The following is a 14,248-nucleotide window of genomic DNA, read 5'->3' on the forward strand; positions in this document are numbered from 1 at the left end:
GACTCCCGCCCGAGCCTCCTCGGCATGGAGCTTGCCGACCAAGATGGGCCGGAAACGGCGGCGGTCGGCGCAGCTTGGCGCGACAGATACCTCTCCTTGCTGTATGGCACGTCATGCTGAGGTGGCGAGCCGACGCGCGATTTCGACAGTTTGATTAAGTCCTGCTTCGAGCGATCGCCGATGCCGCTCGTCCTTGAACTCCTGATATTCAACTGCGACGGTCTCGATTTCCTCCCGCTCAGCACCGAGGTAGTGGGCACAGGCTGCGATCGCAGGGTCGAGCGCGTTGGAAGAGGCTCTGATGCCGCCCGGCTCGAAGCCGAATTCTCCGCGCGAGGAAAGGACGACGAGCTTCTTTCCGCTGAGCATCGGACGGATAGGATGATCGCCCCGAACGAGATCGAAGGAGAAGGTTCTTCCAATCCTTGCGATCTGATCGAACCAGGCCTTCAAAGCCGCCGGCATTCCGTAATTGTACATCGGGGCACCCAGGACGATAACATCCGACCTGATGACTTCGTCGATGAGATGGTCCGATACGGAGAGTTTTTCGATCATCCATTCCGCTCGGTCATCGGCGGGGGTGAACGCCGCTTCGATGAACTTGGCATTCACAAAGGGAGGTGGGCAGCGACCGAGATCCCTTTCGACTACCTGTGCGGCGGGACAGACGGAGACGAAACTGTCTATGAAGTTTTGCGTCAAGCGCCTCGTTATCGAGCGCTCCTCAGTTTGCGCACTCGCATTTACGTTCAACAGCGTAGTCATACGGTGATATTCCTCATTCGGATTGCGGAAGATGGTCGGGTAGGGGCGCAGCGAATGATTGGCGAAGGGCGATTTCTCGTTCATACCATGAACGAGATTCATCCTGTCGCTATGGAGGAAAGTATTGCGAGGTCTGCCGCCGCTACATTCGTTGCGAGCATTCGAAGCGGCCGCCAGACACCTCCATTTCGCAAATGCCGCGGAGGAATTGCATCTGGATCCCACAGCCGTCAGCCATCAGGTGCGCAAGCTCGAAAGCTTCCTCGGCATCGCACTTTTCCAGCGCTCGCCGCGACCGATCCGGCTGACCCCGGCTGGCGAGAAGCTCTATCCCGTTCTGCGCGATGCGCTCGACAGCGTCGCTGACGCGATCGTGCAGATTAGCCCAGGACAGCGAAGTCCGCTGACCGTCTCCATGACATTGGCTTTTGCGAACGAGTGGTTTACGCCCCGGCTTCCCTCCATACGGGAGGCGACGGGCCTCGACTTGATCGTCAAGGCCGACAATGCACCCGTGGATGTAGAGCGCGGAGTGACCGATCTGGCCATCCGGTCACAGGAAACGCCCGGGTCGTATGGAAGATGGAATCTCTTCAGACAGGATGCACTGATCGCGGTGGCGGCCCCAACTCTTGCCAAATCGTTTAAAACGATCCCGGCTGCGACGAAAGACATCGCGAAAGCGCCCCTCATCCACTTCGAATGGGCGTCCCCCGATCGCGTGAACCTCGACTGGAAGCGATGGTTCGACCTCGCCAAAATCAAGCGACCAATACGACCATTCGTCGCTTCGTTCTCGGAGGAAAGCCATGCAATCCAGGCTGCGATAGCGGGCGTTGGTGTCGCGCTGCTGTCGGAGACTCTGGTCGACCTGAGGATCGCGCGCGGAGAGCTGATAAGGGTAAGCGAACTCCAAATTCCCGCGCCGTCCTTCTGGCTCGTCATGCCCGAGCCAAGAGGGGAAAGTTTGGAGGTCGCCAGATTGATCGAACAGCTTTCAAAAGAACTTGTGAACTGACGACGGACGCTGACGGTGAAGAAGTTTGAGCAAGCCGGTCACTGGCTGCACCATGACCGGTTCGAGCTGTTTGTGAAGACGCTCAGGCGTTTTATAGTCGTCCCGGTCCACCATTAGTGGACGATCATCTCGCTCATCTTATCGATCCGCCCTTTCATTCTCAGAGCTTGAATACCCGCTTGGCATTGCCGGAAAGAAATGCCTCTTCCTGCATCTCGGACAACTCAAGGCTTTCCAAATGTTCAAGACATTGCGACGGAGTTAACATCGGCCAGTTGGTACCAAACATCACACGTTTTGAACCGATGCCTTTCATATATTCGACAAAATTCACCGGCAGTCGGTGCACAGCGTAAGCCGAAGTGTCGACATGAAAGTTGGGAAACTTGATCGTCAACGAAATGAGTTCATCAATCCACGGGAAGCCGACATGCCCGCCAACAACGACGAGTTCCGGGAAATCGAGCAGCACGTCTTCCAAATATGGAATCGGTCTTCCAGTCTCAGACCGCAATAGCGGTCCCGTATGGCCAACCTGCGTGCAAAACGGCACACCGAGATCAACACATGCCGCGTAAACCGGATAATAGCGGCGATCATTCGGAGGCAAATTCCAAAGCCAAGGAACAACGCGAACGCCCACAAATTTATTGCCATCAACCCATTTCCGGATATCGCGAACCGCCTCCATAGGATTGGTCAGATCAACTGTCGCCAGTCCGCGAAACCGGTCTGGCGCTGAATCAATTTGATCGCTTACTTCCTGATTGGAGATCAACGATCCTTGCGGTCCATGCCAGGCGGAAAGCAGGGAAATATCGACATTGGCTGCATCCATCGCACGCAGCGTTGATGCCGTTGACGGTATCAACGGCTCAGCTGTCTGATTGGTCCATCGGAGAAGGGTTTCTAGCCATGGGGCCTTTGCCATTCGTTCGGTTGTCATCTGTGACCAAACATCTACGGTGCGCATTTGATGCTCCTCGTGGATTAAAATGCTTATACAGTATTATTCGAAGATTTTTATTAATAATGGCAATATATGATGTCAAATTTAGAGAATAAATTATACTTTTCCTGCGATTAACGGCCCATTAATTGTGAAACCGGGCTAAGGACGAACTGAAATCGGCCGCAGATTTGACAAATTACACTGGATAGCGGCCAGATTCATAAATCAGAGTGATTATATCCTTTCTTGCGAATTCTTAAAAAATAGATAGACTCGAATGAAACTAATATAATATCCACATAGCGGTGATGAATTTATTATACTGCTTACATTGCAACCACGAATTACCAAAAAATATAGGATCAAATACTGTCAAATTTCGTAGTGTGGTGTCGAAACATTACGTTCCATTGACTTTATGGTAAGATTGATGGATTGCACGCCGAGGGTCGATAAAATAGGGCAGTATTTACAATATTTTATATTGTTGTTCCGGGTTCTCTTCTGTTTTCCGATGAAGACGTGCCGGTGATCTTCACATTCGACAGTCCCGAAACAATGGTGACGGCATCGACGGGAGCCGTGCTGGCACACACCTATCGGGGCCGAATGGTCGGCGACCCAAGACCGGTCAATCTGGAAATGGGATTTGAACGGTCCGTGCGCGAAATGGACGTCGAACGTCCGATCCAGATTGGTCAGTTCGCGTTACACAATGTCGTCGTCAGAACGCGCGATACCGGCTCCACGCGCGGCATCCCGGACGACGATCACGACCCGAACGAGATCGTCGTCACCGGCAACCGCAAGAAGACGGCGACGCATGGAATCGTGATCGGCACTGAAAACCTGGCGGACGGCTCCAGCCTCACCTACGACAAGGCCGCGATGACAATACGGCCATCCTGCGCGCGGGTTCGGCCGCAGCGGGCGCGGATCGACGGAACGGCCCGCTGACCAGGGTGCGGTTTAGACCGCCTCAGCGGGTAGCCCCTGGAACAAATGGACGGCGTTGCGCCCGCTGTCCTTGGCGGCGTAGAGCGCCCTATCGGCCATATCGAGCAGCTGCTGCGCGCTCATGCCCGGTTTGTAGGTCGCAACACCGATGCTGACTGTCGCCGCGGCCTCTTCGTTCGCGGCCCTCGTCGCTTCCTGTACTTTCGCGCGGACACGTTCGGCAGCGACCATTCCGAAATGCGCGTTTGCCGTCGGCAGCAGCATAACGAATTCCTCGCCGCCAATACGCCCGACAAAGTCATCCTCTCGCCCGGCGGCGTCCGCTGTCTGCCCCACGCAGCGAATGATCATGTCACCGACGGCATGGCCGAAATTGTCATTTATCGCCTTGAAATGATCGATGTCGAAGATCGCGACGGACAAGGGCTCATCAAGGGCCTGCGTTTCCTCGATCGCTTCTTCCAGCGCCTGCATCGTGCGGCGCCGGTTGGGCAGGCCGGTGAGTTGATCGGTATTGGCAAGGTCCGTTGCTTTCCGTGCGGCCGCTTCGGCGGCGTCGCGGGCCTCTTTAACGGCGGTGGCGGCTTCGACATGCCACGTAATGTCCTGTGTCGTTCCAAAGACTGCCGCCGTGCGTCCGTCCTTGCCGACCTCTGCCGATACCTTCATCTGGATGTGGCGCAGTTCACCGTCCGGTCGGCGGATGACGGCGTCGAAGCCAATGTCCTTCTGGGTCTTGATGCATTGCCGCATGACCCTGCGCATTTTTTCCTCGTCACGCGCACGATAGCTCCGGAAGCTTTTTTCAGGCACGATCTTTTGGCCCGGCTCCGTCCCATGGATCCTGTATACTTCATCAGAACAGCTAAGCTCGCCCGTCTCGAGATGCAGGCGCCAATGTCCCACATTCGTCGTCGCTTCGGCCTGCCGCAGGAGACGCACATTCTGCTCAAGTTCGTTGGAAAGACGCTTGCGCGCACTCATGGCAGCGGAAAGCGGAAGGACACTGACAAGTTGTACGGTCAGATAGAATTGCAGAAACTTGATCGCACTTTCCATGCCCCCGTCGACGAAATGCGCGGGACCTGCGCCCACGCCGGTGTAGATCGAACTGACGACCGTGACGGAGAAGATGCCGAGACTCGCCCCGAAATGACCAAGCCGGTAGGTGGCCGCGACGATAACCGCAGGCGGTACGAAAAGTAACGGATAGTCGGCCTGTGCGAATACGCTGGCGGTGATTGCCACGATCGCCGCGATCCACAGGAGCGCCTCGACAGGCGTCGGATAGTCAGGTTCGTCGCTCCATCCCTCATTCTTCAACCTGACGAGCGAGATGATGATCGGCGTCACGATCAGAATGCCGAGCGCATCGACGGTCCACCAGGTCAGGGCAAAGGTGATCCCGCTCTGTGTCAGCGTCGCGGAAATGGTGCCGCTGATCAGGCAGGCCGATATGGCGGCGAGGAACATGCGGCCCACGTCGACAATATTGTCGAAACGCAGGCGGGGCTTGCCCGTGCGCTCGATGATGAGGATGGCGATCCAGGATTCCACGGTATTTGCGATCCCGAACGGGATTGCCGTCCGTGTCGTCGCACCCGTCGCGATACTGGCGATGACGGTCGCGACGAAGATCACCACCAGATAATTTGCCCGATATCTTCGCTGCGTCAGCATCAGGCACGCGACAGCGAGCCCGCTCGCAGGCCAGGTTGCGGCGAGGCCTTCTGTACCCTGCGTGAAGGCGACCGAGAATGCCGCCGTCAGGCAGTACGCCACCAGAAAAGCGAACGGGCCATGAATGGCATGTAAAGCGGCTGTGTTCCGGAGCGACATGGGATCGACATAAAGCGTCCGTAGTTAAGATCGGCTAAACCATCGTCCCGGATGTGCAATCCGGATTTTCCGGTTAGGTGGTTCCGACGTACCGACCATGGGAGCGCCGACGGCATGGAACAGCTTGCAATCGATCTGAATACCACGCCGCGCCAGCCGCTTGCGGAGGCGCATGTTCGCGCGATCCGCAAGATCGCCGCATCGCGCAGATATCCGGCGGGTACCATCATCGTGCGGCCGGGCGACCCGATGGATGAGTTTGTCTTCATCGACGACGGCGAGATCGAGGTTGTCGATGTCTCGACGGGTGAGCGAACCTTGCCGCATACTCTGGGTCCCGGTCAGTATATCGGCGAGATCGCCTTTCTGAACGGTGGCAGCTGGACGATGTGCATGCGTGCGGCGCTCGATACCGACACGCTGGTGGTCCCGCGGCAGGAGATGCTGGACCTGATGGCGAGAATTCCGGAATTGTCGGACAGTGTGGTGACGGTATTCGCCGGGCGCCGCAGACGGGTTTTCGAAGACGAGAAGAGCTCGCTGACGCTCGTTGGCGGCGATGACGACCGCGCCATTCGCCGCATCGCCGCCTTCGCCGACCGGAACCGCGTTCCTGTCACGCGCCTTGACCTTGGCACGTCGCAGGCGGACGCCCTTCTGCGGTCGGCGGGGCTGCCGCTGGATCGGCCTGCGGTTCTGTTTGGAGCGGAGGCGGTCGACGACCCGAACCCACGTGCGATTGCCAGACTGCTGGGGCTCGACCTGTCATTGTCCTGCGCGGAGCATTTCGACACCGTGATCGTCGGGGGAGGGCCTGCGGGTATCGCCGCCGCCGTCTATGCCGGGGCGGAGGGGCTTTCCGCGCTGGTGATCGAGGATCAGGTGATCGGCGGTCAGGCCGGGTCCTCATCGCGCATCGAAAACTATATGGGTTTTCCCACCGGCATTAGCGGTGCCGATCTCTGCTGGCGCGGGGAGATCCAGGCCATGCGGCTGGGAACGCGTTTCATCATGCCGCGCCGCGTGACCACCGTCGCGCCGTGTGACGCGGGATATTGCCTGACCCTCGATGACGGCGAAACGGTCAATGCCCGCACCGTGGTCGTGGCATCGGGCGTCCAGTATCGCCGCCTTCCCATCGAGCGGTTCAAGGACTTCGAGGGGGCGGGAATTTATTACGCCGCGACCGAGATCGAGGCCCGCTATTGCCGCAATAGCGAAGTGGTCATCGTGGGCGGCGGCAACAGCGCCGGTCAGGCCGCCATGTTCCTGTCCCGGGTGGCCAGCCATGTACATGTGCTTGTTCGCGGCGAGGGCCTGGCCGATTCCATGTCCTCCTACCTGTCGAACCGGCTGTACGCCGACCCTGACATCACCGTCCATCCGCATGCGGAACTGTCCAGCCTGTACGGCGATGGCGTGCTGGACGCGGTCGACATCCGCAATCGGCAGACGGGCGATGTCGAACGCAAGCCTGTCGGCGGTGTCTTCGTGATGATTGGCGCGGCACCGAACACGAACTGGATCGCGGACCTGATTGACGTTGATGAGAGGGGCTTTGTCCTGACGGGCGAAGATGCTGGCCAGGACACTCCGTTCGCGACTTCGATGCCCGGGATTTTCGCCGTGGGAGACGTTCGCAAGGGGTCGATAAAGCGGGTCGCCTCCGGTGTCGGTGAAGGCTCGGTCGTCATCTCCCATGTCTGGGCGCATGTGAACGGCGGCGACGCCCCATGACCGCCGCAGATCAACCGGACTGTGGTTTCAGGCCGTCTCTCAGAAGCGCGAAGGCCTGCGCCGCCACATCCGCGGGCGCCTCCTCGTCCGACCAGACGCCGTAGCGAAGGCCGAGAAAAACGTTCATGCCGACGATCGCCCAGGCGTGGACTTCACTGATGTCGCTGCGCACCTCGCCGCGTTCGGCCGCCTCGGTCAGGCTGGTCAGATAGCCATCGACCGTGCGGCGGTAGTGGCCGCGGTAGCTGTCCTGATCGACAAATTCAGCCTCGTCGACGATGCGGTACAGTTCCTGATGTTCACGTACGAATTCGATGAAGGCGGTAAGGCCGGCCAATTCGCCTGTCAGACGGTCGGGCGCGGCAAGGATCTTTGGCCCGATCGTGCCCCGCACCTGTGCCGACATGTCGTTGACGAGCGCGCGGAAGATCTCGTCCTTTGATTCGAAATAGGTATAGAAACTGCCAAGCGCTGTGCCTGCGCGGCGCGTGATGCCGCTGATCGATGCGCCCTGAAAGCCTAGTGTTCCGAATTCCAGCGCCGCGGCGTCGAGCAGCGTTCGGCGCGTCCGCTCGCCGCGTGCCGTGCGCGGTCTGCGCACCATCATCTTACCCGTTTCGCCCATGACCTGTCCCTTTAGCGAGTATGTGCATTAGTGAAAGTTGAAAGATGGTTCAACTTTCACTAATGCGCTTTTGATGACGCATTCATGCGGTCAACCATTGGGGATTATCGATCATGCACATGCCCACTCGCTCTACTGCTTTCCGCCTTGCCGTTTCCGTGACGGCCCTTGCACTCGCCATGCCCGCCGCCGCGCAGGATGCCGGGGCGGGCGCACCCGATGACGGCATATCGGCCGAGGATGAGGACGATGTGATCATCGTCTCCGCGCGGCGCCGTGACGAGCGGCTGATCGATGTGCCGATTTCAATCACCTCCCTGTCAGGCGACATGCTTGAAAAGCAGGGGGTATTGGAAATCACCGAGGTGGCGCAGTCCGTGCCGAACGTGACGCTGGAAGTGTCGCGCGGCACCAACACCACACTCACCGCCTTCATGCGCGGTGTCGGCCAGCAGGATCCCGTCGCCGGATTTGAACAGGGCGTCGGTGTCTATGTCGATGACGTCTACCTGAACCGGCCGCAGGCATCCGTCCTCGATGTTTACGATGTCGAGCGCATCGAAGTGCTGCGCGGACCGCAGGGCACGCTTTATGGGCGCAATACCATTGGCGGCGCGATCAAATATGTCACCGCACGCCTGCCGGGCGATACCAGCGTCAAACTGCGCGGGACTTTTGGTAGTTACGATCAGGCGGAAGCTGTTCTGACGGCATCGACGCCGATTGGCGATGCCGTGCGTATCGGCGGTTCGGTCGCGCGCCTGAGCCGCGGCGGCTTTGGCGACAATCTGGTTCAGGATGGCGTCGAGAACTATAATAAGGACGTGTGGGCGGCGCGCGGGACGCTGGAGATCGAGCCCGCCGATACCATTTTCATCCGCCTGTCCGGCGACTATGTGAAGGACAATAGCGACCCGCGTCAGGGGCATCGTTTCCTGCCGGGTCTGTTGTCGGGCGCGCCGGTCCTGGACAATGTCTATGATACGCGGTCGGGCCTGTCCGCGCCGGATCAGGAGGTCGAAGCCTATGGCGGCGCGCTGTCCGTGGAACTGGAGGTTTCCGACACGCTGAAGATCAAGAACATCCTCGCCTATCGCGAGGACAGTTCGACGACGCCCATCGACTTTGACAGCCTGCCCGCCGCGGATCTGGACGTGCCCGCGATTTATGAGAATGACCAGTTTTCCGAGGAATTCCAGCTTCTCTACGACGACGGCAATCTCGCCGGCCTGCTCGGATTCTATTATCTCGACGCGAATGCTGTCACGGTTTTCGACGTGTTGCTGGCGACGACGGGGGATATTGTGGGCCTGCCCGGCCTGAACGCACAGACGGCGGGCGACGTCAGTACGAAGACCTGGTCGGTCTTCGGCGACTTCACCTATGACATTTCGGATCAGTTCAGCGTGTCGGTTGGCGGTCGCTACACGAATGACAAAAGGTCGTCGACGGTCCTGAGACGCACATTTATCGGCGGGCTTTCGGATGCTTTTGACGGTCCGGGCGTACCGATCGCGACGACGTCCGATTTCGACGGCTCGGAAACCTTCAAGGAGTTTACCCCGCGCGCTTCGGTCAGCTGGACGCCGACCCCGGATCATAATGTCTACGCGACCTATTCCAAGGGCTTCAAGGGCGGCGGATTCGATCCGCGCGGACAGACGACGCTTGCCCCCGATATCGACGGTGATGGCGACATTGACGGCGATGACCAGTTCGCATTCCTCCGCTTCGCCCCTGAAAAGGTCGACAGCTATGAGCTTGGCTGGAAGGCGTCACTGCTCGACAACCGGCTGAACTTCAGCCTGGCCGCGTTCATCGCCGACTATACCGATGTGCAGATTCCGGGATCGATCGGCGTCGATGCGAATAATGACGGTATCAACGAGACCTTTGTCGGCGTCACGACGAACGCCGGTGCCGCGACCATCAAGGGCCTGGAATTCGAAGGTACGGCGAAGGTTGGCCGCGATTTCGCGGGCGGTGGCAGCCGCCTCGATTTCGGCTGGTCGCTCGGTATTCTGGATGCGGAATATGACGAGTTCATCGATGCGTCGGGCAATGATGTCGCCGATCAGCGCGTGTTCCAGAATACGCCGGATGTGACCGCAAGCGCGCGCATCGACCTTGGTCTGCCGATGAGCCTTTACGGCGAGGGTGAGCTGGCCATCGGTTCCCAGATCAGCTTCCGCAGCGATGCCAGCCAGTTCGAGACGCCGAACCGTTTCCTCGATCAGGACGGTTTCGCGCTGGTGGATGCCAGCATCAGCTGGACCGCGGATGACGACCGCCTGCGCATCGGCCTGTATGGCAAGAACCTGTTCGACAAGCGTTATGTCGTCGCCGGTTACAATTTCGTCAGTGCGCCCATCGGCGGCCCCGTCACGCGGACCCTGGGCCGCGAAGGCACGCTGACGGGCTTTTACGGTGACCCGCGCCGCGTCTTCGTCAGCGCCCAGATCGGGTTCTAGGTCCTACTTTTTGGCAGGCGGCGGAGGCTAATTTTCAGCCTCGCCGCCTTCCGAATGCTTCATCAGGATAGGTGCCTGCGCGAGGGCCATGATGAAGCTGAGGGCGGTAACGCCCCAGACCTTGAACTGCACCCACTGGTCGAACGTGAACTGGTGGCGCACGATTTCATTCAGAATGGCAAGGGCCAGGAAGAACAGCGCCCAGTTGCGCGTCATCAGGTTCCAGCCGCGCTCCGTCATGTCCGGAAAACCGCTTTCCAGGACCATTTTCAGGAGGGGTTTGCCCGTCAGCAGCCCGGTGAGCAAAATGCCCGCGAACAGCGCGTAGACGATGGTCGGCTTCAGCTGGATGAAGGTTTCATCGTGCAGATAGATGGTAAGTCCGCCAAACACCGCGACGATGACACCGGTCACGATCTGGATCGGGGTGACGCGGCGGGTCTTCCAGAAGCTGTATGCCATGGTGATGACGATGGCGATCATGAACGCGCCCGTCGCCCAGACCGCCTGGTCGATATCGTCACCGGGCGCGAGGCTGTTCACTGCAAAGAAGATCAGCAGCGGGCCGAAATCGATGATGAAGCGAACGGTGGGGGATAGCTCTGCGCGCGCGGGCGCGGCGGGGTCGGGAAGCGGGGGATTGGTCATGACGCGGCCTTACCGGGGGATGAGGGAGGCGGGAAGGGGGCAGTTGATGCAGCTTTCCTGATCTTCTCATCCCGAGCGACGTCAAGGGACGCACGATGGTATTGCAGCAGCCTAGGTGCGTCCTTCGACTGCGCTCAGGATGCTGGGGGTTGGTGTTTCGCGTCGGTTGGCGCAATCCCGGCTAGCGCTTCAGCGAAGGCGCGCGGGTCGAAGGGGCGCAGGTCGCCCAGTTTTTCGCCGACGCCGATGGCATGTACGGGAAGGCCGCTGCGTTCCGCGGCCGCGACCAGCACGCCGCCGCGCGCGGTGCCGTCCAGCTTGGTCATGGCGAGGCCGGTGACGCCCGCGACTTCCTTGAACACGTCGATCTGGGTCAGGGCATTTTGGCCGGTCGTGGCGTCGAGGACAAGGAGAACGTCGTGCGGCGCGGATTCCATGCGGCGTTTCAAAACGCGTTTGATCTTGGCGAGTTCGTCCATCAGGCCCTGCTTGTTTTGCAGGCGGCCCGCCGTATCGATGATGAGCACGTCGGAGCCAAGTTCCCACGCCTGCGTCAGCGCATCATAGGCAAGACTGGCCGCGTCGCCGCCGACATCCTTGTGGATCACATCGATATTCAGCCGGTCGCCCCAGACCTTCAGCTGTTCGATGGCGGCGGCGCGAAACGTGTCGCCCGCGGCAAGCATCACGCGGTAATCCTGTTCCTGATAGAGGTGCGCAAGCTTGGCGATGGTGGTCGTCTTGCCGCTGCCATTGACGCCAACGACCAGAATCGTGTGCGGACGCGGGAAAGCGGTGATGTCGAGCGGCCTTGCGACCTTCGTCATGACCGCCTCGACCTCGTCCGCGACCAGCAGCTTGATATCCATGTCGGTGACCTGCCGGTCGTATTTTTCGGCTGCGAGTTTCGCGGTGATGCGCGCGGCCATGGCGGGGCCAAGGTCGCTGGCAATGAGCGCGTCCTCAATCTCCTCCAGCATGTCGTCGTCGAGCGGGCGTTTGGTGAGGACGGCCAGATTCTCGCTGAGTTTGCTCGACGAGAGACCGAGGCCGGATTTCAGGCGGCCGAGCCAGGATGTTTTCGGGGTGGGGGGGGCGGTGTCAGACATGGGTAGTTTTCGACATGATGCGCGCGCCATTCAGTTCCCCTGCCTCAAGCGAGGCGGCGGGATAAGTTGCGGTGTCTGCTAGCAATCGGCCCGCTTCATGGCCAGTGATCCTGGCAGAAATGATCTCGCCCGGTTCGCAGGAACTCGTCAGCCGCACAGGTGCGAAATGATCCGTATGCCCCTGTCCGCCGCGCTCCGCCAGCACCGCCTGCTCCGTTCCCACCAGCGTGTCGAACCAGCGATCCCGTCTTGCCGCGCACGCCGCACGCAGGGCCTTTGCGCGCGCTTTGCGGATTGGCATCGGTACCTGCGGCATGCGCGCGGCGGGGGTGCCGCTCCGGGCGGAATAGGGGAAGATATGGCCAAAGACGATGTCGCAGTCGTCCACCAGTCTCAGACTGTTTTCAAACATCGCGTCGGTTTCCGTGGGAAAGCCCGCGATGATGTCCGCGCCGATGGCGATGTCCGGGCGGCGGGATTTGATGGTATCGACGAAGCGAATGGCCTGATCGCGGTCATGTCGGCGCTTCATGCGCTTCAGAATCATGTCGTCGCCCGCCTGCAGGCTGAGGTGCAGATGCGGCATGATGCGGGGTTCGCTCACTATCAGGTCGACGAGGGCCTGATCCGCTTCGATCGAATCGATGGAGGAGATGCGCAGGCGCTCGAGCGTGGGCACGTGCTTCAGGATGCGCGCGATCAGGCTGCCGAGCGTTGGACTGCCGGGGAGGTCGGGGCCATAGCTCGTGAGGTCGACGCCGGTCAGGACGACTTCGCGGTGGCCGCCCTGGACCAGCGCCCGCACGCGTTCGATGACACGGCCGGCGGGGACGCTGCGCGAATTTCCGCGGCCATAGGGAATGATGCAAAAGGTGCAGCGATGATCGCAGCCATTCTGCACTTCGACAAAACCGCGCGTATTGGCGCCCATCGCGGCGACGAGGTGCGGCGCGGTTTCGGTGACAGACATGATGTCGGAAATCTGGTCGCCCCGTCGCGCGCGCCCTTCACGCCGCCAGGCTTCCGGCGTCAGCTTGTCGGCATTGCCGATGACGCGGTCGACCTCTGGCATGTCCGCAAAGCTGGCCGGGTCGATCTGGGCGGCGCAGCCGGTGACGGCGATGGTCGCGTCCGGACGTTCGCGGCGCAGGCGGCGGAGGGTCTGGCGGGTGGAGCGCACCGCCTCGTTCGTGACGGCGCAGCTGTTGACGACGACAAGATCGTCCTGCCCGGCGATATGCTGGCGGATGATTTCGCCCTCATGGATATTGAGGCGGCAGCCCATATTGACGATCTGCGCGCTCACAGGTCGACCTCGCCGGTAAAGGCGATGTTGGCATCGCCGGTCATCATCACATGGTCGTCGGCGCGCCATTCGACCCTGAGGTCGCCGCCCGGCAGGTGGACCGTGACGGTGCGGTCCGCGAGGTTGCGGCGCATGGCGGCGATGGCGGCGGCGCAGGCACCTGTTCCGCAGGCGCGCGTCAGGCCCGCACCGCGCTCCCAAACGCGCAGGGTGATGTCATCGCGCGCATTGACCTGCGCGATGCCGACATTGACGCGTTCCGGGAACAGCGGATCGGTTTCGATCAGAGGGCCAAGGCGGGCGAGGTCGGCAGCATTGGCGTCCGGAACGAAGAAAACGACGTGCGGATTGCCCATGTTCACGGCACCGGGGTTCTGCAGGTCTTCCCAGCCGACCGGCAATTCGGCGGTGTCCATCGCGTAGGCCAGCGGGATCTGATCCCAGTCCAGGCCGGGTATGCCCATATCGACCGAGACGACATCCTTCGCCGCGTTGCCGGTCAATATGCCCGCGACGGTTTCGATACTGACGTCGCGGCCGCTGTCGTTGACCAGCCTGGCGATGCAGCGCGCGCCATTGCCGCAGGCCCCGACCTCGCCGCCATCGGCGTTCCAGATGCGCATGAAGACATCGGCGGTTTCGCTGGGTTCCATGACGAACAACTGGTCGCATCCGATGCCGGTGCGCCGGTCGCACAGCGCGCGCACCTGCGCGCGTGACAGCGTGAGCGGCTCGCTTCGGGCATCGAAAATGACGAAATCATTGCCAAGGCCGTGCATTTTGACAAAGGAGCGTGTCATCGTCCGCGATGTAGGTTT

Annotated in this window: 12 protein-coding genes; 4 read left to right on the top strand and 8 right to left on the bottom strand. The window is 60.4% G+C overall.

Going from position 1 to position 14,248, the window contains the following annotated elements; genetic code table 11:
- Positions 1–111: 111 nt before the first annotated feature.
- Positions 112–852 (bottom strand): FMN-dependent NADH-azoreductase, encoded by a 741-nt coding sequence (locus KCG44_RS12515; RefSeq protein ID WP_218446448.1) that lies wholly within the window; start codon positions 850–852, stop codon positions 112–114.
- Positions 853–919: 67 nt separating this feature from the next.
- Here KCG44_RS12515 and KCG44_RS12520 point away from each other — a divergent pair, with 67 nt between their 5' ends.
- A complete protein-coding gene (locus KCG44_RS12520; RefSeq protein ID WP_255536578.1) occupies positions 920–1,786 on the top strand; it encodes a LysR family transcriptional regulator in 867 nt (288 codons plus the stop codon).
- Between the two features lie 160 nt (positions 1,787–1,946).
- Here KCG44_RS12520 and KCG44_RS12525 read toward each other — a convergent pair whose 3' ends face one another.
- Positions 1,947–2,759 carry an amidohydrolase family protein gene (locus tag KCG44_RS12525; RefSeq protein WP_218446450.1) on the bottom strand — a complete coding sequence of 271 codons (813 nt, stop codon included), beginning with the start codon at positions 2,757–2,759 and terminating at the stop codon, positions 1,947–1,949.
- 507 nt (positions 2,760–3,266) lie between these two features.
- On the opposite strand from KCG44_RS12525, the gene KCG44_RS12530 reads away from it, so the two are divergent.
- The gene (locus tag KCG44_RS12530) at positions 3,267–3,695 is read left to right on the top strand and encodes a hypothetical protein (protein WP_218446451.1); all 429 of its coding nucleotides are present in this window, start codon (positions 3,267–3,269) and stop codon (positions 3,693–3,695) included.
- Between the two features lie 12 nt (positions 3,696–3,707).
- Here the strand turns inward: KCG44_RS12530 and KCG44_RS12535 are convergent, their stop codons facing one another.
- On the bottom strand, positions 3,708–5,534 hold the full coding sequence (locus tag KCG44_RS12535; protein WP_218446452.1) for a sensor domain-containing diguanylate cyclase: 1,827 nt from the start codon (positions 5,532–5,534) through the stop codon (positions 3,708–3,710).
- 114 nt (positions 5,535–5,648) lie between these two features.
- Between KCG44_RS12535 and KCG44_RS12540 the strand changes: the two genes are divergently transcribed.
- Positions 5,649–7,271 (top strand): FAD-dependent oxidoreductase, encoded by a 1,623-nt coding sequence (locus KCG44_RS12540; protein ID WP_218446453.1) that lies wholly within the window; start codon positions 5,649–5,651, stop codon positions 7,269–7,271.
- Positions 7,272–7,281: 10 nt separating this feature from the next.
- Here the strand turns inward: KCG44_RS12540 and KCG44_RS12545 are convergent, their stop codons facing one another.
- Positions 7,282–7,896 carry a TetR/AcrR family transcriptional regulator gene (locus tag KCG44_RS12545; RefSeq protein ID WP_218446454.1) on the bottom strand — a complete coding sequence of 205 codons (615 nt, stop codon included), beginning with the start codon at positions 7,894–7,896 and terminating at the stop codon, positions 7,282–7,284.
- 113 nt (positions 7,897–8,009) lie between these two features.
- On the opposite strand from KCG44_RS12545, the gene KCG44_RS12550 reads away from it, so the two are divergent.
- Positions 8,010–10,367 (top strand): TonB-dependent receptor, encoded by a 2,358-nt coding sequence (locus tag KCG44_RS12550; RefSeq protein WP_218446455.1) that lies wholly within the window; start codon positions 8,010–8,012, stop codon positions 10,365–10,367.
- 27 nt (positions 10,368–10,394) lie between these two features.
- Here KCG44_RS12550 and KCG44_RS12555 read toward each other — a convergent pair whose 3' ends face one another.
- The 4 genes from KCG44_RS12555 to dapF all read right to left on the bottom strand — a co-directional run bounded on the left by KCG44_RS12555 (position 10,395) and on the right by dapF (position 14,230).
- Complete coding sequence (locus tag KCG44_RS12555; protein ID WP_218446456.1) at positions 10,395–11,015, bottom strand: septation protein A; 621 nt, start codon at positions 11,013–11,015, stop codon at positions 10,395–10,397.
- A 134-nt stretch (positions 11,016–11,149) separates the two neighbouring features.
- Positions 11,150–12,124, bottom strand: coding sequence for a signal recognition particle-docking protein FtsY (gene ftsY, locus KCG44_RS12560; protein ID WP_218446457.1), 975 nt, complete (start codon positions 12,122–12,124; stop codon positions 11,150–11,152).
- Positions 12,117–13,409, bottom strand: a complete 1,293-nt coding sequence (gene mtaB / locus KCG44_RS12565; protein ID WP_255536579.1) for a tRNA (N(6)-L-threonylcarbamoyladenosine(37)-C(2))-methylthiotransferase MtaB — start codon at positions 13,407–13,409, stop codon at positions 12,117–12,119. Before mtaB ends, ftsY begins: the two co-directional genes overlap by 8 nt.
- 17 nt (positions 13,410–13,426) lie before the next feature.
- Positions 13,427–14,230 carry a diaminopimelate epimerase gene (gene dapF, locus KCG44_RS12570; protein WP_218446459.1) on the bottom strand — a complete coding sequence of 268 codons (804 nt, stop codon included), beginning with the start codon at positions 14,228–14,230 and terminating at the stop codon, positions 13,427–13,429.
- Positions 14,231–14,248: the final 18 nt, after the last annotated feature.

This window comes from Pacificimonas pallii (assembly GCF_019204005.1).
In the GTDB taxonomy this organism is placed as follows: domain Bacteria; phylum Pseudomonadota; class Alphaproteobacteria; order Sphingomonadales; family Sphingomonadaceae; genus Pacificimonas; species Pacificimonas pallii.

What these genes read in the sequence shown, in the direction of transcription:
- KCG44_RS12515 (WP_218446448.1), bottom strand. Translation starts at nt 852, where the DNA reads ATGAACGAGAAATCGCCCTTCGCCAATCATTCGCTGCGCCCCTACCCG.
- KCG44_RS12525 (WP_218446450.1), bottom strand. Translation starts at nt 2,759, where the DNA reads ATGCGCACCGTAGATGTTTGGTCACAGATGACAACCGAACGAATGGCA.
- KCG44_RS12535 (WP_218446452.1), bottom strand. Translation starts at nt 5,534, where the DNA reads ATGTCGCTCCGGAACACAGCCGCTTTACATGCCATTCATGGCCCGTTC.
- KCG44_RS12540 (WP_218446453.1), top strand. Translation starts at nt 5,649, where the DNA reads ATGGAACAGCTTGCAATCGATCTGAATACCACGCCGCGCCAGCCGCTT.
- KCG44_RS12545 (WP_218446454.1), bottom strand. Translation starts at nt 7,896, where the DNA reads ATGGGCGAAACGGGTAAGATGATGGTGCGCAGACCGCGCACGGCACGC.
- KCG44_RS12550 (WP_218446455.1), top strand. Translation starts at nt 8,010, where the DNA reads ATGCACATGCCCACTCGCTCTACTGCTTTCCGCCTTGCCGTTTCCGTG.
- KCG44_RS12555 (WP_218446456.1), bottom strand. Translation starts at nt 11,015, where the DNA reads ATGACCAATCCCCCGCTTCCCGACCCCGCCGCGCCCGCGCGCGCAGAG.
- ftsY (WP_218446457.1), bottom strand. Translation starts at nt 12,124, where the DNA reads ATGTCTGACACCGCCCCCCCCACCCCGAAAACATCCTGGCTCGGCCGC.
- mtaB (WP_255536579.1), bottom strand. Translation starts at nt 13,409, where the DNA reads ATGGGCTGCCGCCTCAATATCCATGAGGGCGAAATCATCCGCCAGCAT.
- dapF (WP_218446459.1), bottom strand. Translation starts at nt 14,230, where the DNA reads ATGACACGCTCCTTTGTCAAAATGCACGGCCTTGGCAATGATTTCGTC.